This window comes from Sinisalibacter aestuarii (assembly GCF_027923545.1).
Classification (GTDB): Bacteria; Pseudomonadota; Alphaproteobacteria; order Rhodobacterales; family Rhodobacteraceae; genus Sinisalibacter; species Sinisalibacter aestuarii.
In genome coordinates this window covers 54,410-78,028 of the sequence record NZ_BROH01000008.1, presented here as the reverse complement: position 1 = coordinate 78,028, position 23,619 = coordinate 54,410, and the positions used below count along the sequence as shown (strand labels likewise).

Annotated in this window: 25 protein-coding genes; 16 read left to right on the top strand and 9 right to left on the bottom strand. The window is 66.3% G+C overall.

The features are described 5' to 3' along the window. Positions 1-3: 3 nt before the first annotated feature. A complete protein-coding gene (recQ, locus tag QMG28_RS13665; RefSeq protein ID WP_281842874.1) occupies positions 4-2,046 on the bottom strand; it encodes a DNA helicase RecQ in 2,043 nt (680 codons plus the stop codon). A 58-nt stretch (positions 2,047-2,104) separates the two neighbouring features. Beyond that, complete coding sequence (locus QMG28_RS13660) at positions 2,105-2,395, bottom strand: YggT family protein (protein ID WP_281842981.1); 291 nt, start codon at positions 2,393-2,395, stop codon at positions 2,105-2,107. A gap of 140 nt (positions 2,396-2,535) precedes the next feature. Between QMG28_RS13660 and QMG28_RS13655 the strand changes: the two genes are divergently transcribed. From QMG28_RS13655 to arfB, 6 genes are all read left to right on the top strand, one after another. Continuing rightward, positions 2,536-3,066 carry an acyl-CoA thioesterase gene (locus tag QMG28_RS13655; RefSeq protein ID WP_281842873.1) on the top strand — a complete coding sequence of 177 codons (531 nt, stop codon included), beginning with the start codon at positions 2,536-2,538 and terminating at the stop codon, positions 3,064-3,066. A 54-nt stretch (positions 3,067-3,120) separates the two neighbouring features. After that, positions 3,121-4,452, top strand: a complete 1,332-nt coding sequence (locus tag QMG28_RS13650; protein ID WP_281842872.1) for an MFS transporter — start codon at positions 3,121-3,123, stop codon at positions 4,450-4,452. A gap of 3 nt (positions 4,453-4,455) precedes the next feature. Further along, positions 4,456-5,388, top strand: a complete 933-nt coding sequence (mepA, locus tag QMG28_RS13645; protein ID WP_281842871.1) for a penicillin-insensitive murein endopeptidase — start codon at positions 4,456-4,458, stop codon at positions 5,386-5,388. Then, entirely contained in the window at positions 5,361-6,254 is an 894-nt protein-coding gene (locus QMG28_RS13640) for an esterase-like activity of phytase family protein (RefSeq protein ID WP_281842870.1), read from the top strand. The genes mepA and QMG28_RS13640 overlap by 28 nt, the downstream gene beginning before the upstream one ends. Before the next feature lie 86 nt (positions 6,255-6,340). Continuing rightward, positions 6,341-6,979 (top strand): queuosine precursor transporter, encoded by a 639-nt coding sequence (locus tag QMG28_RS13635; protein WP_281842869.1) that lies wholly within the window; start codon positions 6,341-6,343, stop codon positions 6,977-6,979. Between the two features lie 258 nt (positions 6,980-7,237). Then, the gene (arfB, locus tag QMG28_RS13630) at positions 7,238-7,657 is read left to right on the top strand and encodes an alternative ribosome rescue aminoacyl-tRNA hydrolase ArfB (protein WP_281842868.1); all 420 of its coding nucleotides are present in this window, start codon (positions 7,238-7,240) and stop codon (positions 7,655-7,657) included. A 60-nt stretch (positions 7,658-7,717) separates the two neighbouring features. Here the strand turns inward: arfB and pncB are convergent, their stop codons facing one another. Continuing rightward, complete coding sequence (gene pncB / locus QMG28_RS13625; RefSeq protein WP_281842867.1) at positions 7,718-9,010, bottom strand: nicotinate phosphoribosyltransferase; 1,293 nt, start codon at positions 9,008-9,010, stop codon at positions 7,718-7,720. A gap of 66 nt (positions 9,011-9,076) precedes the next feature. On the opposite strand from pncB, the gene QMG28_RS13620 reads away from it, so the two are divergent. Both QMG28_RS13620 and QMG28_RS13615 read left to right on the top strand, forming a co-directional pair. After that, the gene (locus QMG28_RS13620) at positions 9,077-10,030 is read left to right on the top strand and encodes an NAD(P)-dependent alcohol dehydrogenase (protein WP_281842866.1); all 954 of its coding nucleotides are present in this window, start codon (positions 9,077-9,079) and stop codon (positions 10,028-10,030) included. A gap of 93 nt (positions 10,031-10,123) precedes the next feature. Continuing rightward, the gene (locus QMG28_RS13615) at positions 10,124-10,657 is read left to right on the top strand and encodes a hypothetical protein (protein WP_281842865.1); all 534 of its coding nucleotides are present in this window, start codon (positions 10,124-10,126) and stop codon (positions 10,655-10,657) included. 7 nt (positions 10,658-10,664) lie between these two features. Here the strand turns inward: QMG28_RS13615 and pncA are convergent, their stop codons facing one another. The 3 genes from pncA to QMG28_RS13600 all read right to left on the bottom strand — a co-directional run bounded on the left by pncA (position 10,665) and on the right by QMG28_RS13600 (position 13,465). Next, positions 10,665-11,273 carry a bifunctional nicotinamidase/pyrazinamidase gene (gene pncA, locus QMG28_RS13610; protein WP_281842864.1) on the bottom strand — a complete coding sequence of 203 codons (609 nt, stop codon included), beginning with the start codon at positions 11,271-11,273 and terminating at the stop codon, positions 10,665-10,667. 60 nt (positions 11,274-11,333) lie between these two features. Further along, positions 11,334-12,737 (bottom strand): trypsin-like peptidase domain-containing protein, encoded by a 1,404-nt coding sequence (locus tag QMG28_RS13605; protein WP_281842863.1) that lies wholly within the window; start codon positions 12,735-12,737, stop codon positions 11,334-11,336. A gap of 95 nt (positions 12,738-12,832) precedes the next feature. Next, positions 12,833-13,465, bottom strand: a complete 633-nt coding sequence (locus QMG28_RS13600) for a sugar transferase (RefSeq protein WP_281842862.1) — start codon at positions 13,463-13,465, stop codon at positions 12,833-12,835. Between the two features lie 174 nt (positions 13,466-13,639). Here QMG28_RS13600 and QMG28_RS13595 point away from each other — a divergent pair, with 174 nt between their 5' ends. The 4 genes from QMG28_RS13595 to QMG28_RS13580 all read left to right on the top strand — a co-directional run bounded on the left by QMG28_RS13595 (position 13,640) and on the right by QMG28_RS13580 (position 18,763). After that, the gene (locus QMG28_RS13595; RefSeq protein ID WP_281842861.1) at positions 13,640-14,734 is read left to right on the top strand and encodes a polysaccharide biosynthesis/export family protein; all 1,095 of its coding nucleotides are present in this window, start codon (positions 13,640-13,642) and stop codon (positions 14,732-14,734) included. 54 nt (positions 14,735-14,788) lie between these two features. After that, positions 14,789-15,232, top strand: a complete 444-nt coding sequence (locus QMG28_RS13590) for a VOC family protein (RefSeq protein WP_281842860.1) — start codon at positions 14,789-14,791, stop codon at positions 15,230-15,232. Position 15,233: 1 nt separating this feature from the next. Then, entirely contained in the window at positions 15,234-16,451 is a 1,218-nt protein-coding gene (locus tag QMG28_RS13585; protein WP_281842859.1) for an AGE family epimerase/isomerase, read from the top strand. Between the two features lie 116 nt (positions 16,452-16,567). Next, on the top strand, positions 16,568-18,763 hold the full coding sequence (locus QMG28_RS13580) for an NADP-dependent isocitrate dehydrogenase (protein WP_281842858.1): 2,196 nt from the start codon (positions 16,568-16,570) through the stop codon (positions 18,761-18,763). An 80-nt stretch (positions 18,764-18,843) separates the two neighbouring features. Here QMG28_RS13580 and QMG28_RS13575 read toward each other — a convergent pair whose 3' ends face one another. Together QMG28_RS13575 and QMG28_RS13570 are read right to left on the bottom strand one after the other, a co-directional pair. Beyond that, on the bottom strand, positions 18,844-19,047 hold the full coding sequence (locus QMG28_RS13575; RefSeq protein ID WP_281842857.1) for a hypothetical protein: 204 nt from the start codon (positions 19,045-19,047) through the stop codon (positions 18,844-18,846). A gap of 42 nt (positions 19,048-19,089) precedes the next feature. Further along, positions 19,090-19,830: a YqcI/YcgG family protein gene (locus QMG28_RS13570; RefSeq protein WP_281842856.1), complete on the bottom strand. Its 741-nt coding sequence runs from the start codon at positions 19,828-19,830 to the stop codon at positions 19,090-19,092. 132 nt (positions 19,831-19,962) lie between these two features. On the opposite strand from QMG28_RS13570, the gene QMG28_RS13565 reads away from it, so the two are divergent. The 3 genes from QMG28_RS13565 (at position 19,963) to mbfA (ending at position 22,569) form a co-directional block, all read left to right on the top strand. Further along, positions 19,963-20,403, top strand: coding sequence for a cytochrome c (locus tag QMG28_RS13565; protein WP_281842855.1), 441 nt, complete (start codon positions 19,963-19,965; stop codon positions 20,401-20,403). Positions 20,404-20,559: 156 nt separating this feature from the next. Further along, entirely contained in the window at positions 20,560-21,279 is a 720-nt protein-coding gene (locus QMG28_RS13560; RefSeq protein WP_281842854.1) for an NYN domain-containing protein, read from the top strand. 309 nt (positions 21,280-21,588) lie between these two features. Continuing rightward, complete coding sequence (gene mbfA / locus QMG28_RS13555) at positions 21,589-22,569, top strand: iron exporter MbfA (RefSeq protein ID WP_281842853.1); 981 nt, start codon at positions 21,589-21,591, stop codon at positions 22,567-22,569. 108 nt (positions 22,570-22,677) lie between these two features. Here mbfA and QMG28_RS13550 read toward each other — a convergent pair whose 3' ends face one another. Next, entirely contained in the window at positions 22,678-23,001 is a 324-nt protein-coding gene (locus QMG28_RS13550; protein WP_281842852.1) for a DUF202 domain-containing protein, read from the bottom strand. Between the two features lie 64 nt (positions 23,002-23,065). Here QMG28_RS13550 and QMG28_RS13545 point away from each other — a divergent pair, with 64 nt between their 5' ends. Beyond that, positions 23,066-23,518 carry a YaiI/YqxD family protein gene (locus tag QMG28_RS13545; protein WP_281842851.1) on the top strand — a complete coding sequence of 151 codons (453 nt, stop codon included), beginning with the start codon at positions 23,066-23,068 and terminating at the stop codon, positions 23,516-23,518. The last annotated feature ends 101 nt before the right edge of the window (positions 23,519-23,619 follow it).

Here is a 23,619-nt window from a genome sequence, read left to right as displayed (position 1 = left end):
CTGTCAACTCCCGGCGATGGCATCGAGGAAGGCGGCGCCGAACCGCTCGGTGCGCGCCTCGTTCATCCCCGGCACACGGGCCAGATCGTCAAGCGAGGCCGGGCGGCGCTCGGCAAGGTGGCGCAGCGTGGCGGGGGTGCAGGACAGGGGCTTTTGCGTGCCATCCTCGCCGCGGACGAGGCGCTGCGCTGCTTCCTGCAAGCGGTCATAGAGCGTGCCCGCCTCGCGCCCCGCAAGGCGGCGGCGGCTGGGGTGCATCTCGGGCGCGTCGCCCGCGATCACCTCGAGGAAGGCGCGGCCATAGGTTTCGAGCTTTTTCGCGCCGATGCCGGAAATCCCCGCCATCTCGTCCAGCGTGGCCGGGCGGCGTTCGGCCATCTCGATCAGCGTGCGGTCGGTAAAGACGACATAGGCGGGCACGCGCTGCGCCTCGGCCAGCGCGCGCCGCTTGGCCTTGAGCGCCGAAAGCAGCGGCGCATCCTCCTCCGAAACGAGCGCCTTCGCCAGCGGGCGGGATTTGGACGTGCGGATCGTATCCCTGCGCAGCGTCACGTTTTCCTCGCCGCGCAGCACCGGGTGGGCCTTTTCGGTGACGCGCAGCGCGCCGTGGCGGGCCGGGTCGGGACGGACCAGATCGAGCCCCATCATCTGACGAAACACCGCCTGCCATTCGCGCCGCGACAGATCCTGCCCCACCGCCCACGTGGGCAGGTTCTGGTGGCCGCGGGCCTGAGTCTTGTCCGTCTCGGTGCCGGTCAGAATGTCGATCAGATGGCCGGACCCGAACCATTCTTCGGTGCGCAAAGCCGCCGAGAGCGCCTTCATCACCGGCACGGTGCCGTCGAAGGTTTCGGGCGGGGTCTGGCAGCAATCGCAATTGCCGCAAGGCTCGGCCTCTTCCCCGAAATAGCCAAGCAGTGCCTGACGGCGGCAGCCCGGCGTTTCGGCCAGCCCCAGCAGCGCGTTCAGCCGGGCGTGATCGGCGGCGCGGCGCTCTTCGGGGGCGAGCCCCTCGTCGATCTGGGCGCGGCGCAGGCGGATATCGTCGGGGCCGAACAGAGTGAGCGTATCGGCGGGCGCGCCATCGCGGCCGGCGCGGCCGATCTCCTGATAATAGGCTTCGATGCTTTTGGGAAGATCGGCATGGGCCACCCAGCGGATATCGGGCTTGTCGATCCCCATGCCGAAGGCCACCGTCGCCACCACGATCAGCCCGTCTTCCTGCTGAAAGCGGCGCTCGACTTCGCGCCGGTCATCGCTTTCCAGCCCGGCATGATAGGCCACCGCCGCATGGCCCGCCTCGCGCAACGCCTGCGCCAGCGTCTCGGTCTTGGCCCGTGTGGCGGTGTAGACGATGCCGGACTGGCCCTTGCGGGCGGCGGCAAAATTCATGATCTGGGCGCGGGGACTGTCTTTCACCGCGAAGGCGAGGTGGATGTTGGGCCGGTCGAAACCACGCAGAAAGGTGCGGGGCGCGGCCCCGTCGAACAGCTTCTGGACGATCTCGGCCTGCGTCTCGGCATCCGCCGTGGCGGTGAAAGCGGCAAGCGGCACATCGAGCGCCCGGCGCAGATCGCCGATGCGCAGGTAATCGGGGCGGAAATCGTGGCCCCACTGGCTCACGCAATGGGCCTCGTCCACCGCGATCAGCGAGGTTCCGGCGCGGCGCAGCAGGGTCAGCGTGCCGCCCGAGGCAAGGCGTTCTGGCGCCATGTAGAGGAGCTTCAGGCGGCCCTGCGCGATGGCCTCGAAAACGGCATCGGTCTCGCCCTCGGTATTGCCGGAGGTGAGCGCCCCCGCCTCGACGCCCACCGCCTGCAGGCTGCGCACCTGGTCGCGCATCAGCGCGATCAGTGGCGAGATCACCACCGTCACGCCCTCGCGCATCAGCGCCGGAAGCTGGAAGCAGAGCGACTTGCCGCCGCCGGTGGGCATGATCGCCAGCGTGTTCTCACCCGCCGTCACCGCCGAGACGATCTCGGCCTGGCCGGGGCGAAAGGCATCGAAGCCGAAAACGGATTGCAGGAGGTCGTGATCGCGGGGCATGGGCTGCTCTGTGTTTGGGCGGCACAATCCCATGCCGCCCGGTCAGGAGCAACCCGGATCAGAACGAGTAGGCGTAGTAGTAGTTCGACACGAGCTGACGCAGGAAGAACAGGATCAGGAGCACCACAAGCGGTGCAAGGTCGATCCCGCCGAGATCGGGTAGGAAACGGCGGATCGGGCGGTAGATCGGCTCGACAAGCTTGTTGAGCGCATACCAGATCTGGCTGACCAGCGGTTGGCGCAGGTTCAGCACCTGGAAGTTCACCAGCCAGGACACCACCACATGCGCGATGACGAGAAACCAGATGATCCCCAGGATCGCGACGAAAACCTGCAGGATGGTGGCGATAAGCGGTGTCATGGCGGTGCGGCCCTCTGTTTGAACGCCCTTCACCTAGGGGCAGGCGCGGCGAAGCGCAAGCCTGACGCCCGGTCGCGGTTGACGCCGGGGCGCGGGCACGGCACGAGATGCGGGAAACGGAGGCGCGTATGTATCCATTTATACGGATGGTGAAAGAGCTGGTGGTGCACAGCCGGGCGGGCAGCCTGCCGGTGGAGGGGGTGCATGTGAGCCGGCATATCTGCTGGCCCTGGGATCTCGACCTCTGGCTTGAGCTCAATAACGGGCGCACGCTCACCCTGTTCGATCTGGGCCGTATCCCGCTGGGGCGGCGCACCGGGCTTGTCCGCGCCATCAGGGCAAACGGTTGGGGGCTGACGGTGGCGGGCGTGTCGATGCGCTACCGCCGCCGCATCCGGGTGTTTGACCGGATCGAGATGCGCTCGCGAACCATCGGCTGGGACAACCGTTTTCTCTACCTCGAACAGAGCATGTGGAAGAAGGGCGAGGCCACGACGCACGGGCTCTACCGTGTGGCGGTGACCAGCCGCGAGGGCATCGTTCCGCCGCCGAAAGTGGCCGAACAGATGGGGCACGGCCCGGCCTCGCCGCCGCTGCCGGACTGGGTGCAGCACTGGATCACCGCCGAGGCCGAACGGCCCTGGCCGCCGCAGATGTAGCTTGCCCCGTTCCCGGTTTTCCTGTTTCGTCTCAGCCACAACGAGGGATGGGGCATGGCTGGGAACTCTGCGAAGAAGCGGATCTGGGGCTGGTGGTGGTTCGACTGGGCCAGCCAGCCATATAACACGCTGCTGCTCACCTTCATTTTCGGCCCCTACGTCAAATCGGTGATGGAAGACGGCAGCAAGGCGCAGGCCGTCTGGGGCTTCGGCATCGCCGCCGCCGGGGTGGCCATCGCCATCCTCGCCCCGATCCTCGGCGCGATCGCCGACAATTCCGGCAACCGGCTGCGATGGATCTGGGGCTTTTCGGTGCTCTACGTGATCGGCGCGCTCGGCGTCTGGTTCTCGGCGCCCGAAAGCTTCAACGTGGTGCTGGTGATGGGCTTCTTCGCCATCGGCCTCATCGGCATGGAATTCGCCACGATCTTCACCAATTCGATGCTGCCCGACCTTGGCTCGCGCGAAGAGATCGGGCGGATCTCGGGCAATGGCTGGGCCTGGGGCTATATCGGCGGGCTGATCGCGCTGGTGCTGATGCTCGCGCTTTTCGCCGAGGGCACCAACGGGCAGACGCTGATCGGCCGCGCCCCGGCGCTGGGACTCGATCCCGAAACGCGCGAGGGCACCCGCTTCGTCGGCCCGCTCACCGCCGTCTGGTACGTGGTGTTCATGATCCCGTTCTTCCTCTGGGTGCGCGACCCCAAGCACCTCAACCCGGATCCGCAACTCATCCGCCATGCGCTGACCGAACTGGGCCGCACCGTGCGCCGCCTGCCGGAACGCCCGAGCCTGTTTGCCTATCTCGCCTCGTCGATGTTTTACCGCGACGCGCTGAACGGCATGTATACTTTTGGAGGTATATACGCCGCCGGGGTGCTGGACTGGTCGGTGGTCGATACCGGCGTGTTCGGCATTCTCGCCATCGTCACCGGCGCGGTCTTCGCCTGGCTCGGCGGCAAGGCCGATACCCGCTTCGGGCCGAAGCCGGTCATCAACATCTCGATCACCGTGCTCACGCTGGTGGCCATCGCCATCGTCTTCATCTCGCGCGACCGGGTTTTCGGCATCGCCGTCGGCGCCGACTCGGCGCTGCCCGATATCGCCTTCTACATCCTCGGCGCGCTGATCGGCGCGGCGGGGGGCGCGATGCAATCGGCCAGCCGCACGATGATGGTGCGCCAGGGCAACCCGGAGCGGATGACCGAAGCCTTCGGACTGTACGCGCTCGCCGGCAAGGCCACGAGCTTCATCGCCCCGTTTTCGATCGGTGTGGTCACCGCCTGGACCGGCAGCCAGCAGCTTGGCGTCTCGCCGCTGATCGCGCTGTTTCTTCTCGGGCTTATTCTGCTAATCTGGGTGAAACCGGACGGCGAAAAGGCCTGACCCATGAGAGCAGTCTTCCTCCTGCCCATCGCCATGACGCTGGCGCTGACCGCCTGCATGAGCAATGGCGGCGGCACCGCATCGGACTATGACACCGGCGCACCGCGTGCGACGGCGATCCGGGTGTCGACCTCGAACGAACCCGCCAAGGCGCTGTTCGGGCCGGTCGCCACCGCCTCGGCGCAGGCGCCCGAAAGCTTCGGCTCCTACGCCAAGGGCTGCGTGGCGGGCGCGGTGCAATTGCCCGAAACCGGGCCGACATGGCAGGCCATGCGCCTCAGCCGCAACCGCAACTGGGGCCACCCGGCGCTGATCGACTTCGTCAGGCGCGTCTCGGCCAGGGCCGCACAGCAGCCGGGCTGGTCCGGGCTCTATATCGGCGACATGAGCCAGCCGCGCGGCGGGCCGATGTCGTCGGGCCATGCCAGCCACCAGATCGGGCTCGACGTGGATATCTGGATGTTGCCGCCGAACCGGCTCGACCTGAGCGCCGCCGAGCGCGAGAGCCTGTCGTCGATCTCGATGCAGCGCGCGAATGGCGCTTACGTCAATTCAGACTGGACCCGTCAGCATATGGAGGTGATCCGGGCTGCGGCCTCCGATCCTGCGGTGGCGCGCATCTTCGTCTTTGCCGGGGCCAAGGTGCAGATGTGCAAGGACGCCACCGGCGACAGGAGCTGGCTGCGCAAGGTCCGCCCCTGGTGGGGGCACCATTACCACTTCCACGTCCGCCTCGCCTGCCCGGCGGGCGACAATACCTGCGTGGATCAGGCGCCGCCGCCGCCCGGCGACGGCTGCGACGAAGCCCAGGGCTGGGTCGACCGGATTCTGAACCCGCCGCCGCCCGATCCCAACGCCACGCCATCCCAGCCGAGCCGGCCGCTCGTGCTGGCCGACATGCCCGCGCAATGCGTCTCCGTACTGCGCTCGCAATAGGCGCGATCGCGCTCCTCGCTCCCGCCTCGACGGCCCAGTCCGACAGTTCCGCGCGGCTGGTGTCGGAGCTGTCATGGTCGATGCAGGACGAGGCCTTCGGCGGCTGGTCGGGGCTGGAGCTTTCGCCCGACGGCAAGACCTTCGTGACGATCTCCGACAAGGGCTCGATCCTTACCGGGCGGATCGACCGCGACGCCCAGGGCCGGATCGTCAGCGTGGCCGCAGGCACGATCCGCGCCATGCGCCACACCGATGGCGGCACCCTGCCGAGATATTACAACGACAGCGAGGGCCTCGCCCTGGCGCCGGACGGGCGGGTCTTCGTCTCGTTCGAGGCGATGCACCGGGTGGTGGAATATGCCAATGCCTCGGTCGAGCGCGCGACGACCCTGCCCGCACATCCCAATTTCGAGAAGCTGCGCAACAATTCCTCGCTGGAAGCGCTCGCCATCGGCCCGGACGGCGCCCTCTACACCGTGCCGGAGCGGTCCGGCGGCGCCACCCGTCCCTTCCCCGTCTACCGTTTCGCCGATGGCGACTGGACGATCTTCGCCCGCATTCCGCGCCGCGACGACTTTTTGCCGGTGGGCGCGGATATCGGCCCCGACGGGCGCTTCTACCTGCTCGAACGGCTGTTCTACGGCATTTTCGGCTTTGCCAGCCGGGTGCGCCGCTTCGACATCACCGCCGATGGCTTCACCAACGAAACCGAGTTGCTGCGCACCAAGGCCGGCACGCATGACAACCTTGAGGGCCTCGCCGTCTGGCGCGACGAGGCGGGGGCGATGCGGCTGACGATGATCTCGGACAACAATTTCAAGTTCTTCCAGACCACCGAATTCGTCGAATACCTGGTCACGGAATGACTTGACGCAGGCGCGGCGGGGGCGTAGGTGCCGCCCGTCCCGCTCAGGGGCCAAGTCTCCGCAACCTTGCCAAAACGGATCACAATATGGCTCGTATTCTTCCCGGCATCATTGCCATGGCCGCCGTCGTGCTGGCCTCCAACATCCTCGTCCAGTTCCTGCTCGGCAACTGGCTCACCTGGGGCGCCTTCACCTATCCCGTCGCCTTTCTCGTCACCGATGTGATGAACCGCGTCTACGGCCCCGGCCCGGCCCGCAAGGTCGTGCTGGCGGGTTTTGTCGTCGGCGTCGTCTGCTCGCTGGTCGGCTCGCAGATCATGCTGGAGGGCGACGGCTACACCTATGCCGCCGTCTCGCTCCGGGTGGCTGTCGGCTCCGGCGTGGCCTTTCTCGCCGCCCAACTGCTTGACGTGGGCGTGTTCAACGCCCTGCGCCGCCGCCAGTGGTGGCTGCCGCCGCTGGCCTCGACGCTGGTCGGCTCCGCCGTCGATACCGCGCTGTTCTTCACCATCGCCTTCTCGGCCACGCTCGCCTTCTTTAGCGAAAATGCCGATGCGGCGATCAACTGGGCGTGGGAGGCGGTGCCCTTCCTCGGCATCGGCGCGGTGGCGCCGCTCTGGGTTTCGCTTGCCTTCGCCGACTGGCTCGTCAAACTTTCGCTCGCTTTGGTGGCACTTGTGCCTTTCAGGATGCTTGTCACAAAACTTTCACCAGATGCGGCGTAATTTTTGTTGACCGACACAAAATCTGTGGCACGCTTTCAGTATCGCAACATCATTTGCTGAAGAAAGGAGGTGGCCATGTCGAGAGATTTCATGGAGAGAGGTGCCGGGACAAAGTAGAAGCGCACATCCGGGGCAGCCCCCGGATGGTAGCGGGCTAGGCTGGCGCATCGCCTAACCGGCCCCACCTCCAGACTTCTCGAAGGGCCACCCGAGCGGTGGCCCTTTTCGATTGCAGAGCCGCCGTTTAGGGTGCCCGCCATGATCCACGTGACCGACGATATCGTGATCCAGGACTGGGAGCTGAGCGAGAGCTTCACCCGCTCCACCGGGCCGGGCGGGCAGAATGTCAACAAAGTGTCGACGGCGGTGGAACTGCGCTTCGAGGCCGCCCGCTCGCCCGCGCTGACACCTGCGGTGAAGGCCCGGCTGAAACGCCTCGCCGGGCGGAAATGGACGGCGGAAGGCGCGCTGCTGATCCGGGTGGAAGACACCCGCAGCCAGGCCCGCAACCGCGAGATCGCCGCCGAACGGCTGGCCGAGATGATCCGCAAGGCGCTGGTGGCCCCGAAACGGCGGATCGCCACGAAACCGACGCTTGGGAGCAAACGGCGGCGGCTGGACGCGAAGAAGCAGCGCGGGGAAGTGAAGGCGATGCGGGGGAAGGTGCGCGATGAGTGAGGGGGTTGGGGCTTTGATCGGCGGGTTGGGCTGATCGTGAACCGGGCGGCTGACATCCCCCTAAACCACAACCTCCCGCGCGACCTGTTCGCCCACGCCGAACACCCGCTTATACCGCGCCACCTCGTCCTCCGGCCCCATCGCCTTTCTCGGGTTGTCGGAGAGTTTCACCGTGGGCCGGCCTTCCGCTTCCACCGCCTTGCAGACCAGTGAGAAGGGGGCGAGGGAATCCTCCGGGGTGAGGCCACGGAAATCGTTCGTCAGCAGCGTGCCCCAGCCGAAGCTCGGGCGCACGCGGCCGGCGAATTTCGCCTGCAGTTCGACGATCTTGTCCACATCGAGCCCGTCGGAGAAGATCACCATCTTCTGGGTCGGGTCTTCGCCGCGCGCGCGCCACCAGTCGATGGCGATCTCGGCGCCTTCCGCCGGATCGCCCGAGTCGATGCGGATGCCGGTCCAGCCCGCCAGCCAGTCGGGCGCGTTGTCGAGAAAGCCCCTGGTGCCGTAGGTATCGGGCAGGATGATGCGCAGGTTGCCCTCGTGTTCCTCATGCCAGTCGGCCAGCACCTTGTAGGGCGCCTCGGCGAGTTCCTCGTCGCTCCCGGCCAGCGCGGCATAGACCATCGGCAGCTCATGGGCATTGGTGCCGATCGCTTCGAGATCGCGGTTCTTGGCGATCAGGCAGTTGGAGGTGCCGACGAATTTTTCGCCCAGCCCCTCCACCATCGCCTGCACGCACCAATCCTGCCACAGAAAGGAATGCCGCCGCCTCGTGCCGAAATCGGCGATGCGCACGGCCTCGACCTCGCGCAGCGTCTCGACCTTTTCCCACAGCTTCGTCATCGCCCGCGCATAGAGCACCTGAAGCTCGAACTTGCCCATCTCCTTCAGCACCGCCCGCGAGCGCAGCTCCATCAGCACGGCGAGGGCGGGAATTTCCCACATCATCACCTCGGGCCAGTTGCCCTCGAAGGTCAGCTCATACTGATCGCCCACCCGTTCGAGGTGGTAGGGCGGCAGGCGCAACCCCTCGAACCATTCCATGAAATCGGGGCGAAACATCTGCCGCTTGCCGTAGAAGGTATTGCCCCGCAGCCAGGTACTTTCGCCCCGGCTGAGGCTGAGGGTGCGGATATGGTCGAGCTGTTCGCGCAATTCGCCTTCGTCGATCAGCTCGGCCAGCGGGATCGCGGTGGTGCGGTTGATGAGCGAGAAGGTCACCTGCGTGTCGGGCCGGTTGCGAAACACCGACTGCGCCATCAGCAGCTTGTAGAAATCCGTGTCGATCAGCGAGCGCACGATCGGGTCGATCTTCCAGTGGTGATTGTAGACGCGGCTGGCGATGTCGACCATGGTATGCTCCGGGATGTCTGGGCTTTTGGACCACAAAGCGCCGGGCGTTTGCAAGGGAGAGCAGCGATGCGGACCCTCGTTTGCCGTGGCTACGGCGCGGGCGAAAACCTCACATTGGAAAACCGCCCGGTGCCGGAACCGGGGCCGGGTGAGGTGCGGGTAAGGGTGCTGGCCTGCGGCGCCAACGCCTCGGACTGGGAATTCGTCACCGGCCGCCCCGCCTATGCCCGGATCGCGCGGTGGTTCTGGCGCCGGCGCGATGTGTTCGGCTCCGACGTGGTCGGCGTGGTCGACAAGCTGGGGCCGGGGGTGACGGGCTTTCGCCCCGGCCAGCGGGTGGTGGCCGACACGTTTGAAACCTTCGGCGGCTTTGCCGATTTCTGCGTCGCCAGGGCGCGGCTCTGGGTGCCGGTGCCGGAGGGCGTGAGCGAGATCCTCGCCGCCGCCCTGCCGCAATCGGGCACCATCGCGCTCACCACCTTTCAGGGCCGGGTGCGGCCCGGGATGCGGGTGCTGGTCAATGGCGGCGGCGGCGGGTCCGGCCCGCTCGCAATCCAGATCGCCAGGGCGGGCGGGGCCGAGGTCTGGGCGGTGGATACCGGCGCGAAGGCCGAGGTGATGTGCGAGGCAGGGGCCGACCGGGTGCTGGATTTCGAGCAGCAGGACTTCGCCGCTCAGCGCGATGCCTTCGACCTGATCCTCGATCTCTGGGGCACGCGCCCGATGCGCCGGGTGCGCCGCACGCTCAAACCCGGCGGGCGCTACATGCTGGTCGGCGGCCCGCTGCCGGTGGTGATCGCGGCGGCCCTTGCCACGCTGTGGTCAGCCCCGACCCGGCGCAGGGCGGGCATTCTCGCCGTGCACCAGGGGCCGGACGCCCTGGCCGAATTGCTGGCGATGGTGGCCGACGGGCGGCTGCGCCCGGTGGTGGGCGAGGTGACGGCGCTGGTCGGCGCGCGCGAGGCGCTCACGCTGATGGGCGCACGGCAGGTGGCGGGCAAGCTGGTGATCGTGCCGTAAACGCCCCGCCTTGGGATTTCCGCATTTCCGCCCGACAGTCAGCGCATTTGTCCGTATTTGTACCATCATAGTTAACAATGCCGAGGCACGACCATGGCTCTGACTTATGACTACGATATTCATTGGGCGATTCCCCAAGAGGCCCAAGACGATGCGGCGGCCGCGCCGGACAGCCGCGCCAATTACGTGGCGCAGTTTCGCAATCCCGAGACGGTGGCGGCGCTGCGCGGGGCCGACCCGGCGGTGCAGGACTATTTCACCGCCTGCGGATTTGGCCTCGACACCTATGACAGCGGCGCGCCCGAAGGGTGCTTTCCCGCCGAAGACCTGCCCGCGCGCAACGATGTGACGGAGCGGCTGGCGGAAAACCTGTCATCCCACGATCTCACCGGGCGCGAGACCAACGGCTTCGATTTCGCCGCCTTCATCGAATACGAAATCGCGGCGCAGCCCATCGACATGACGGCGCAGCCGGAGGCGGAAGCACCGGCGCCCGGCCCCGGCCTCGGCGGGCTGATGCGCAAGGCCATCGGCAAGATCTCCGCCGCCTCGGCACTGCGCCTGGGCGTATCGCTCTTCATGATCTTCGTGTTCCCGCATTTCGCGGCCTCGATGCTGCCGATCTGAGCGCCACTCAGTAGAGCGTGACGCCGGCGGCCTCCATCTCGCGCAGCGCCGCATCGAGCGAGCCGTTCAGGTCGATGGCCCGGCAGGCCGAAAGCTTCACCCGCGCCTCGAAACCCAGCCGCACCGCATCGAGCGCCGACCAGGCGACGCAATAATCCGTGGCCAGCCCGACCAGCGTCACGCATGTCACCCCGCGCCCGCGCAGGTAGCCTTCAAGCCCGGTGGACGTGATCTTGTCGTTCTCGAAAAAGGCCGAATAGCTGTCGATCTCGTGACGGAACCCTTTGCGCAGGATCATCTCGGCGGTTTCCACGTGCAGGTCTTCGTGAAACTCGGCGCCATCGCTGCCCTGAACGCAATGGTCGGGCCAGAGCACCTGCGGACCATAGGGCATCCGGATCGTGTCGAACGCCTGCGCCCCGTCGTGTGACGAGGCGAAGGAGCCGTGGCCGATCGGGTGCCAGTCCTGGGTAAAGACGCGCACCGGAAAATCGCGCAGGATGCGGTTGATCTCGGGCACGACCTCATCGCCCCCCTCCACCGCAAGCGCGCCGCCGGGGCAGAAATCGTTCTGCACGTCGATCACGATGATGGCGTCTTCAGGACCGTGTTTCATGACATTCCCCCATTTATTTCAATGGGTAAGGGCCGATCGCATCGCGGTCAATCCAATTCGTCAGCCCCGCCAGGTGAGGTAGACGCGCCCGCCCCGCCGCTCGATCACCAGCTTCCACGTTCGCCGGTCTTCGCTGGCCAGTTCGGTGAGTTCCGCCAGCCCGTGAATCTCGACGCCGTTGACCTCGGTGATGATGTCACCGGGCTGGAAATTGCGGGCGCTGCGGGGATTGTCGATCCCCATCACCACCACGCCGCCGCCGGTCGATGAGCGCAGGCCGAGCCGGGCCGAGAGATCGGGGGTGAGGTCCTGCAGGACAAGGCCCTGAAACGGGCCGGCAGCGGTGAAGCTCACCGCCCCCTGCCCCAGCCCGTCGCCCGCGCTGGTGGCGGCGCGCATCTCCACGGCCACGATATGCTCTTCCGTGCCGGTGCGCAGGGTCACCGGCACCATGCTGCCCATCTCCTGCAACGACAAGCGGAAAACCAGTTCGGCGGGCGCGTTGACCGGCTGGCCGTCCATCGCGAGGATCACATCGCCGGGGGCCACGCCCGCCTCGGCGAAGGGGCTGCCATCGGCGAGCGCGCGCACCAGCACGCCCTGCGGCCGGTCAAGGCCCAGCGCATTGGCCATATCGGCATCAATCGGCTGGACTTCGAGCCCGGCCCAGGGCCGGATAAAGCTTGCCTCGCCCGCCGCCGCCTGCGCCACGACGCGGGCCACCAGATTGGCCGGGATCGCGAAGCCGATGCCGTTGGAGCCGCCCGACCGGGTGACGATCTGGGTGTTGATCCCGACCAGCCGCCCCGACATGTCGACCAGCGCACCGCCGGAATTGCCCGGATTGATCGGCGCATCGGTCTGGATGAAGTAGCTCGCCGCATTGAACGCCCCGCCGCCCCGGCCCGACCGCGCAAGGCCCGAGACGATGCCCGACGACACCGTCTGCCCCACGCCGAACGGGTTGCCGATGGCGAGCACCAGATCGCCCACCGCCAGCGCATCGCTGTCGGCAAAATCGAGCGCCGGCAGGTCTTCGCCGCCTTCGAGGCGGATCACCGCAAGGTCGGCACGCTCGTCGGCCAGCACCAGCGCGCCGTCGAATTCCCGCCGGTCGGCGAGCACGACACGGATTTCGGTGGCGTTCTCGACAACGTGAAAATTGGAAACCACCAGCCCGTCGCCCACGATCACGCCGGAGCCGAGCGAGTTTTTCTCACGCGGGCGCACGGTGCCGAAATCGCGGAAGAACTGCGAGAAGAACGGATCGTCGAAAAACGGGCTCACCCGCTCGGCCACCACCTGCGTGGCGTAGATATTGACCACCGCCGGCGCGGCGCGCTCGACCACGGGCGCAAAGCTGAGCTGCACCTCGGCATTGGTCGCCGGCACGCGCGTCTCGGCGCTCAGGCTGGCGGGAAACATGGCCAGAAGGATGGCGATGGCGGGAACGATCCGGGTCATGGGCACCTCCGTTTGCCACAGGATGTGGCCCTCGCGCGCGGAAGATCAAGGCAGCGCAGGCAGACAGGCGGCAGCGCGCGCACCCGGCGCGGCGATCAGCGCCAGGCTTTCAGATGCAGCGGCAGTTTGCGAAACACCGTGTGCAGCATCAGGAAGATATCGTAGCACAGCGTCCGGTTCTCGGCGTAGATCAGGTCGAGCCTGGCTTTGCGCGGCACGCAGCGGCGGGTGTAGACCTCTTCGGTCTGCTGCGGCGTGCGGCATTGGGCGAGCAGCCGCTCCTCGGTCTTGTGATAGATCAGCGTGGCCAGGCCGGTGATGCCGGGGCGGCTTTTGAGCACCTCGCCGTAGAGCTCGGGGAACATCTTCACATAGCGCGGATCGGGCGGGCGCGGGCCGACGAAGGAGATATCGCCCCGGATCACGTTCCACAATTGCGGCAACTCGTCGAGCCGGGTCTTGCGCAGGAACCGTCCGGTCGGCGTGATCCGCCGCCGCTTGTGGCCGCCCGACACGCCATGATCGGATTTGCGGCGCATGTTGATCATGGTGCGGAACTTCCACAGGGTGAAATTCTGCCCCGGCGCCCTGGCCCGTTTATGGCCGAAGAAAACCGGCCGGCCATCGCGCACAAGAATAACGGCGGCGATCCCCCCAATCACCGGCAAAAGCAGAATCCCCAAGGTAAGTGCGAGCGTCAGGTCAAACGCACGCTTGCTGAACGTCATCCGTCGTTACCTCTCCGGAGGTGCCGAAAACCCACCGTGCGAAGTGGATATTGCATTCCGGTCGCACTCGGCAAAAACTCCGGTTTCTTAATCCGTGCGACGTATCACCGATTGCAGCCGGTGTGTAAATAGGCCAGAGATAGGCCAGCCCGATCTTGGGGGGATCTCAGAGTTTTGCGCAACATTCTGCTGGTATTAGGTGTTTTTTTTACACTCGCATCCTGCGGGTTTCCGGCAGGTGCGCCGATTCAGGCCGAGGTGCTGGCCGAGGCCGATGCGAGCGATCCCGAATTTTCCGTCGTTGAAGTGACCCGGGCCAATCTCGACCGCGTAGGCGGCTGGCCGACGACCGGCTGGCGCGGGCATTACCGCTGGCTCGAAGCCGGCGGCGGCGCCTCGTCGACAACCATTCGCCCCGGCGACCGGGTCAATCTGGTGATCTGGGACAACCAGACCAACTCCTTGCTGACCGATCCGAATTCAAAATCGACCCAGATGAACGGAATCGAGGTGTCGCCGGCGGGGGCAATCTTCGTGCCCTATGTCGGCGATGTGGTGATCAACGGCCTCAGCCCCGACGCGGCGCGCATCGAGGTGCAGAAGGAAGTCGAGCGGATCGCACCTTCGGCGCAGGTGCAGCTCTCCGTGGTGCCGGGCGAGAACAACACCGTCGATCTCGTGCGCGGCGTGGCCCGGCCCGGTCCGGTGGAACTGCCCTCGCGCAACTTCACCATCCTCAGCCTGATCTCGCGTGGCGGCGGCATCGCCGAGCGCGTCCGCAACCCGCTGGTGCGGCTGATCCGCAACGGCCAGACCTACGAAATCCGCGCCGAAGACCTGCTGTCGGACGCCCGGCGCAACATCGTGATGCGCGGCGGCGACAAGGTGATCGTCGAGGAAGACCAGCGCTATTTCGTCGCCGCCGGCGCGACGGGCGACCAGCTTGTCTATTTCGACCGCGAGCACGTCACCGCGATGGAAGCGCTGTCGATGGCGGGCGGGCTGTTTGAAAACCGCGCCGACCCGAAAGGCATCCTGATCCTGCGCGACTATCCGGCAAGCGCCCTGCGCGCCGACGGGATCAAGGGGCCGCAGATGGAACAGGTGGTTTTCACCGTCGATCTCACCAGCGCCGACGGCCTGTTCGCCGCGCGCACCTTCGAGGTGCATCCGGGCGATCTTGTGCTGGTAACCGAAAGCCCGATGATCGGCGTGACCCAGACCATCGGACTCGTCTCGTCGGCCCTGCTCGCGCGCACCCGCCTGTAAGAGCGCCGGCACCCGCCGCTGCGGGCCGCCGGACAGAAAGAAAGGACCCTGCCCATGCGCTATGTGCATACGATGATCCGTGTCACCGATCTCGACGAAAGCCTCGATTTCTGGGTGAACAAGGTCGGAATGGTGGAACTGCGCCGGACCGAGAGCCGGGAGGGGAACTTCACCCTCGTCTTCCTCGCCGCGCCGAAGGACGAAGCCAGCGCCCACGAGACCCGCGCGCCGGAGCTTGAACTGACCTATAACTGGGGCAGCGACGAGGTGTACCAGACCGGCCGAAGCTGGGGCCATCTCGCCTACCGCGTCGACGATATCTATGCCTTCTGCCAGAAGCTGATGGATGCGGGCATCACCATCAACCGCCCGCCGCGCGACGGCTTCATGGCCTTCTTCAAGAGCCCCGACAACATTTCGGTCGAATTGCTGCAGGAAGGCGAGCCGCTGCCGGTGCAGGAGCCCTGGGCTTCGATGCCGAACGTGGGCACCTGGTAGGATGCCCCAGCCGCTGCCCGCCCGCCCGCTGCACCGCCGCTGGCTGATCGGGCAGGCGGAGCGGCTGGTCGGCTTTCATCGCGCCAGCCTTGGCGGGCCGGCAGGCTTTCGGATGCTCGGGCAGGACGGTCAGCCGCTGCACGGCGCCGACGAGGTTTTTCAGATCCACGACAGCACGCGGATGGTGCATGTGCTCTCGCTCGCCACGCAGCTCGGCATTCCCGGACTGGCTGACGGGATCGACCAGGGGATGCGCTTTCTCTGGTCGCATCACCGCGATGCGCGGCGCGGCGGCTATGTCTGGGGCGTCACGGCGGATGGCCCGGCGCGGGACGACAAGCTCGCCTATGGCCATGCCTTCGTGCTGCTCGCCGCCGCCTCGGCGCTCAGGGTCGGCCACCCGCAGGCACAGACATTGCTCGACGATGTGAGCGAGGTGATCGAGGCGCGGTTCTGGGATGCGGAGCACGGCGCGATGCGCGAGGAATTCCGTGCCGACTGGTCCGGGACCGGCCCCTATCGCGGGCAGAATTCCAACATGCACATGACCGAGGCGCTGATGGCCGCCTTCGAGGCCACCGGCGCGCGGAGCTATCTCGACAAGGCGCTCAGCATTGCCGATCTCATCGTCAACCGCACCGCCCGGGCGCAGGGCTGGCGGGTGGCCGAACATTTCGACAGCACCTGGCAGGTGGACCTCGCCTATGAGGGCGATCCGATGTTTCGCCCTGCCGGGATCACCCCGGGCCATGCGCTGGAATGGGCACGGCTTCTGGTGCAGCTTCACGACCTGTCCGGGCAGGCGCATGGATGGATGATCGAGGCCGCGAAGGGGCTGTTTGCCGAAGCCACCGCCCATGGCTGGGATACCGCACGCGGCGGGTTCATCTACACGCTGGGCTGGGACAATGCTCCGCTGCAATCCTTGCGGCTCTGGTGGCCCAACGCCGAGGCCATCGGCGCGGCGGCAACGCTGTGGAAGCACGACGGCGACGCGCTGGCGCTCGACTGGTACGCAAAAGTCTGGGACGTGGTGGCCGGCCATTTCATCGACCACACACACGGCGGCTGGTTCCCCGAACTCGATGACAAGAACCGGCCCACCGGCGCGATCTTCGCCGGCAAGCCCGATATCTACCACGCCTTCCAGGCCTGTATCGTACCGCTCCTGCCGCCCGGCACGCATATTTCAGGAGACCTGACCGCCGTGACGCTGTGAGCGGCGGAACGGTGGCGCCAGTTCGGTATACCATTGCACACAGACCTTGACAGCCGGCACGATTCAGGCGAGGAAGCGCGCGACGCCCGAGGGCGGGATTACATGGGAGACGTGACATGACCGAGACCCCCGACATCATCTACACCAAGGTGGACGAAGCCCCGGAGCTGGCCAGCGCCTCGCTCCTGCCGATCATCCGCGCCTTTGCCTCCGCCGCCGGGATTGACGTCGAGACCCGCAACATCTCGCTCGCCGGCCGGGTGCTCGCCGCCTTCGCCGATCTGCTGCCGGACGGCCAGAAGGTCTCGGACGATCTGGCCGAGCTGGGCCAACTGGTGAAAACGCCCGACGCCAACGTGATCAAGCTGCCAAACATCTCGGCCTCGGTGCCGCAGCTCGTGGCCACGATCAAAGAGCTTCAGGGCCAGGGTTTTGCCCTGCCCGATTACCCGGAAGAGCCGAAGACCGATGCCGAGAAAGACGCCAAGGCGCGCTACGATGCGGTGAAGGGCTCGGCGGTGAACCCGGTGCTGCGCGAGGGCAATTCCGACCGCCGCTCGGCCAAGGCGGTGAAAGCCTATGCGATGAAAAACCCGCATTCGATGGGCACCTGGTCAGCCGACAGCAAAACCCACGTCGCCTCGATGCCGGGCAACGATTTCTTCGCCAACGAAAAGGCCGCCACCATCACCGCTGCCCAGGCCGGCGGTGCGAAGATCACCTTTACCGATGCCGCCGGCACCGAAACGGTGCTGAAGGACGGGCTGAAATACATCGAGGGCGAAGTGGTCGACGCCACCTTCCTCTCGGCCCGCGCGCTGCGTGAATACATCAAGGAACAGATCGCGGCGACGGAGCCGGGCGTGCTGTTCTCGGTGCATCTCAAGGCGACGATGATGAAAGTCTCCGACCCGATCCTGTTTGGCCATTTCGTCAGCGTCTACCTTGAAGACTTCATCGCCCAGCACGGCCCCAGGCTCGACGCGCTCGGCTGGAACCCGAATGACGGGATCGGCGACCTCGTGGCGCGCATCAAGGGCGACGCCGCGCTGGAGGCCGATCTGAAGGCCGCGATGGCGGCCCGCCCGCCGCTCTACATGGTCGACTCGGACAAGGGCATCACCAACCTGCATGTGCCCTCGGACGTGATCATCGACGCTTCGATGCCCGCCGCGATCCGCGCCGGCGGCAAGGGCTGGGGGCCGGATGGCGCCAAGGCGGATGTGAAGTGCTGCATCCCCGACAATTGCTACGCCCCGGTCTACGACGAGACCATCGCGTTCTTCAAAGCCAATGGCGCGCTCGACCCGACCACGGCGGGCGCGGTGTCGAATGTCGGCCTGATGGCGCAGAAGGCGGAAGAATACGGCTCGCACCCGACCACCTTCGAGATCCCCGCCGATGGCACCGTGCGCATCGTGCTCGCCTCGGGCGAGGTGCTGCATGAGCAGGCGGTGCAAAAGGGCGACATCTGGCGCTCCTCCACCGCGAAGAAAGCGCCGATCCTCGACTGGATCCAGCTTGGCATCGCCCGCCACAAAGCCACCGGCACCTCGGCCTTCTGGCTCGACGAAACCCGCGCCCATGACGCCGAGATCATCAAATATGTCAAACCCGTTCTGGCCGAAGCCGGGATCGACATTCCGATCCTCGCGCCGCGCGAGGCCACCCGCTTCACGCTCGAAGAGCAGAAGAAGGGCAAGGACGTGGTGACGATCACCGGCAACGTGCTGCGCGACTACCTCACCGACCTGTTCCCGATCCTTGAGCTTGGCACCTCGGCCAAGATGCTCTCGATCGTCAAGCTGATGAATGGCGGCGGCATGTTCGAGACCGGCGCGGGCGGCTCGGCACCCAAGCACGTCCAGCAGCTCGTGGCCGAAAACCACCTGCGCTGGGACAGTCTGGGCGAGTTCTGCGCACTCGGCGAAAGCTTCAAGTTCCTCGCCGAAGCGCGCGGCAAGGCCGCGGCGCAGGTGCTGGGCGACGCGGTAGACGAGGCCACGCAGAAGGTGCTCGAAAACGGCAACAGCCCGGAATACAAGGTCGGCCAGAACGACAACCGCACCTCGCATTACTTCTTCGCCCGCTACTGGGCCGAGGCGCTGGCGGCGCAGAAGGACGATGCCGCTCTCGCCGCCCATTTCGCGCCGATCGCGGCCGCGCTGGTGGAGAAGGAAGCCGAGATCGTGGCCGAGTTGATGGCGACGCAGGGCCAGCCCACCGATATCGGCGGCTATTACAACACCGACCCGGCCAGGATGGCGGCGGTGATGCGCCCCTCGGCCACGCTGAACGCGATCATCGGCTGAAGCCGGTCAAATCTGAAACGCGAAGGGGAGCGGCAAGCCGCTCCCCTTTTTCGTTGCTGGGGCGTTGGTTGCGCTGAAGGTCAGTCCGAACCGGGGTCCGGACTGGCTCCAAGGGCTATGAGGAGCAGGATTGCAAGCAACGGGCTGCCAACCAGCGAAATGAGCACCCATACAAATGCGCTGCGATTGCGTCTGGCCGCCATGTCCGCCGGCAAGAAAATATACAACCAGAGCATGCCGGCGAAAATCAGAAGGCCGAAGATCAGAGTGAGAATACCTTCCACGGTCACTTCAATGCCCGCGACGGCGCACGGCGCGCGACCACCTCACGTCGCCCGCATCTTCATCGGGCAGCGGTCGGCGCGCTCGTGGTTGTCATCGGTCACGCCGTATTGCCACCACTCGATCTCGCCTTTCTGGTAGCTGCCCAGTTCCAGCGCATGAGGAATGCCGTCATAGGCTTCGGCGCGGTCGCGGATCACCTGGCGGATGCGGTTGCCTTCGGGCGTGTCGCCCGCCACCATGTCAAACCGTTCGCGCGGATTGACGATAAACAGGAAATGCCGCCCCAGATTGCGCGATTTCCGCTGCTCATGCGCGGGGGACGAAAAGTTCACGAATAGCTGGATACCGCCGAAGCACATCGACCAGTAGGGCGCCATCGGGTCGGTGGCCACGCCCTCGGGCCATGGCTCGGGGTCATGGTCGTGCCAATCCTGCAGCACCTCCCAGCCAATGGCATGATAGCCCTCGACCGTATCGGCGCTGGCCGCGTCCCGCGAGAAGGCGACCACCAGCGGGCGGGCGGTGTTGACCTGCCCGTCCCACTTTTTCGCCGCCGCGATATAGGCGAGCATGTCGGCGCGCAATTGCGCCCGGCCCACCTCGTCCAGCGCCTCGACGAAGATCAGATCGACGAGACCGCGCCGGAAGGCGTTTTGCGAAAAGGTGCAGGGAAAATCCGATGGAGGAGTCAGGCGCGCGGCCAGATCCTCGGCCACCTCGCGGTGCCACGAAGGGCCTGCATAAGCGGCATCCATGAGCGTATTTTGTGCGATCACTGTCATGCGCGCCCTTTTGCCACGTCTCCCCCCCGGCAAGCCAGCGCCGAGTTGCCGCATCTGACGATGATGTGACTAGACCCTCACCGGCACGCCGCTAGTCTGCGCGCGGATACCCCGAAAAAAGGACGATTATCAATGTTTAACCGCAAATCCGCCCTCGTCGCCGCTTTCGCTTTCGGCACGGTCGCGACCGCCGCTTTCGCCGCCGCGCAAGACCCGGAAGTGATCGCGCGCAAGGAGACGATGGGCCTGATCGGCGCCGATGTGAAGGCGCTCACGCAGATGGCCAAGGGCGCCGTAGCCTTCGATGCCGCCGCCGCCCAGACCGCTTTTGCCGAGATCGCCGAAAAAGCCGCAACCGTGCCGGTGCTGTTCGAGCCGCAGTCGAACACCGACCCGGAAAGCGACGCCAAGGATGCGATCTGGGAAAACTGGGACGATTTCGTGTCCAAGGCGAACAATCTGCAAATGGCCGCCGAAGCGGGTGCCGCGGTCGACAGCGCCGAGGCACTCGGCGCCGCGATGGGCGGGCTCGGCGGCGCCTGCCAGGCCTGCCACTCCGTCTACAAGGACTGATCGCACCCAAAAGCCGACCATTCGCGCCGTCGCAGCCTGCCTGCGGCGGCGTTTTTCATGCGCTACCGCGACCGTTACGCCACCGATCTGCACGACCGTTCGCGACAGGCGTAAATCGCTCTTGAGTGGCGGCGCGCGCGGCCCCACCTTGTACGCATGAAAGACAACAAATCCCCCCTCCTCGCCGTTCTCATCGACGCCGACAATATCCCCGCCCGCCACGCCGAGGCGATCCTGAAGGAAATTACCGCTTACGGCGAACCGGCCCTGCGCCGCGTCTATGGCGACTGGGCGGCCCCGCGACTTCAGCCCTGGTCCAAAAAGGTGCATGCGCTCGGCCTCGTCGCGCATCAGGAAACGGCCAACACCAAGGGCAAGAACGCCTCCGATATCGGCCTCGTCATCGACGCGATGGACCTGCTGCATACGGGCCGGTTCGACGGCTTCGTGCTGGTCTCGTCCGACAGCGACTTTACCGCGCTCGCCAACCGGATCCGCGAGCAGGGGCTCGACGTGATCGGCATCGGCGAGGGCAAGACACCCGAATCCTTGCGCAACGTCTGCACCCGCTTCGTGATGATCGAGAATATCGTCGAAGAACCTGCCGAGACCCCGAGCAAGGGCGGCAGCAGCGGCACATCGGCCAAGCGCCCGCCCGTCGAGGCGGTGCCGCTGATCCTGCGGGCGATGGAAAAGATCGACCAGGACGGCGAGTGGTATCAACTCGGCCTGATCGGCCAGACAATCCAGGCCGACACCCGCGACTTCGACACGCGAACCTATGGCAAAGCCAAGCTTTCGGACCTGATCCGCGAACTCAAGCGGTTCGAGACCAAGCGCGAGGGCAACCACATCCATGTGCGGCGGGTAGACTGACGCCCGGTTTGGCGGGCGGCCCTGCGCCGGCACCGGGATCAGATGGCGCGTCGGAGAGGTGAACAAAGCCTTACCCGGCAACCGGGATGACTGTATTACTGAATTATTTTCAGTAGGTTGCGAGATTTCCGGAAAACCAGTTCTCCGGATAAGTGGATGTCCGGAGAACCGGAGATCCGCCCCCATGCAGCCGGATCGGTGGCCCATGTCGGGCATTCCGGCCATACCCCGCGCCCCCAAGGCCATCTGGCCCTTGCGTGGCGGCCCCTGATCGCTAGTTTAGAGCCGTTCCAGACAGGAGGCCCCCGGATGATCCCCGGTGTAAGCAGCGGACGGCGCCGTTTCGGCGACCTTTCCGAACAGGAAGTTCTCGCGCTCGCAATCTCGAACGAAGAGGACGATGCGCGGATCTACCGCCAGTATGCCGAGCGGCTCAGGGAAGAATTTCCCAGCTCCGCCAAGGTGTTCGAAGAAATGGCGGTCGAGGAGGACGAACACCGCCGCCGGCTGATCGAAGCCCATCAGCGCCGCTTTGGCGATGTCATCCCGCTGATCCGGCGCGAGCACGTATCGGGCTTCTATGCCCGCAACCCGATCTGGCTGATCGAGAATCTCGGGCTGGAGCGGATGCGCTCGGAGGCGAGCGAGATGGAGCGGCAGGCGGAGCAATTCTACCGCAAGGCCGCCGACCGCTCGACCGATGCCGAGACCCGCAAGCTCCTGGGCGATCTCGCGGCGGCGGAGGCCGGGCATAACGAGCTCGCCGGCGAGTTGGAAGCCAGGTATCTCAGCGGCGAGGCACGCGCGGAGGAAGACCGCTCGGCGCACCGGCAATTCGTGCTCACCTGGGTGCAGCCGGGCCTGGCCGGGCTGATGGACGGCTCGGTCTCGACGCTGGCACCGATCTTCGCCACCGCCTTCGCCACCCAGAACACCCACACCACCTTTCTCGTCGGCCTCGCCGCCAGTATCGGCGCGGGCATCTCGATGGGCTTCACCGAAGCGGCGTCGGACGATGGCGAGCTGTCGGGGCGCGGCAGCCCGCTCAAGCGCGGCATCGCCTCGGGCGTGATGACCGCGCTCGGCGGGCTCGGCCACGCCCTGCCCTACCTGATCCCGCATTTCTGGACCGCGACGATCATCGCCATGGTGGTGGTCTTCGTCGAGCTCTGGGCCATCGTCTGGATTCAGAACCGCTTCATGGAAACGCCATTCCTGCGGGCAACCTTTCAGGTGGTGCTGGGCGGTGCGCTGGTCTTCGCCGCAGGCGCGCTGATCGGCGGCGGGTGATCCGGGCGCGAAGACGGCGGACCGCTGCCGGGGCCGCGCCCGCCACGCCCGGCATAACGGCGTTCTGCCGCAGCGGGCCTCGTCGGAGACCCTGATTTCCACCGTGGCCTAGACGCTGAGGCGCAGGGCAAATGTGCCGAGCAGGCCGAAAAAAGCGATCACCAGAATCGCCAGCATCGCATCGGCGCGCGGGCCGGCATCGTCGGCCTCGGCGCCGCTGTCGATCCGCAGCCGGATCATCCGCATCCGCAGATAGGCCAGCGCCACCACCAGCGCGCCGGAACCGAGCATCGCCGCATCTGCCCAGGGCGAGGGCGCGGCCCCGCCAAGGCGCGCGGCGGCCACCCCGAAGCCCACCACCGCGATGGTGGTGCGCACCCAGGCAAGGAAGGTGCGCTCGTTCGAGGCATGGTCGGCGTAATTGCGGATCATGGCGCAATTGAACACCCGCATTCGCAGGCTGTCCAGAGCGCGGCAAACCGGCTATGGAGCGGCCATGATCTATGTCGATGCCGATGCCTGCCCGGTGAAAGCCGAGGCCGAACAGATCGCCACCCGCAACCGGGTGAAGATCGCCTTCGTCTCCAATGGCGGGCTTCGGCCCTCCGCCAATCCGCTGGTCGAGATGGTCTATGTCGACCACGGCGCCGACGAGGCCGACAAGTGGATCGCCGAGCGCGCCGGCCCGGGCGACGTGGTGGTGACGGGCGACATCCCGCTCGCGGCCAAAGCCGTCGCCGCCGGGGCGGAAGTGCTGCGCCACAATGGCGAGGCATTCACCGAGGCCAATATCGGCACGGCGCTCGCCACCCGCGATCTGATGGCCGATCTGCGCGCCGCCGATCCGTTCCGCCAGGGCGGCGGGCGGCCCTTCTCCAAGACCGACCGGGCGCGCTTTCGCGACGGGCTGGAGCGGGCGCTCAGGCGCGCCGCCACACGGGGAAGCTGAGGCCGAAACTCCCCATAGGGGTATTCCGCATCCTGCGCTACACTCACAGCGCGAACAGGTCGCGGGCGCCGTCGCACGCTTCACACAAGCCCGCGTGAAGG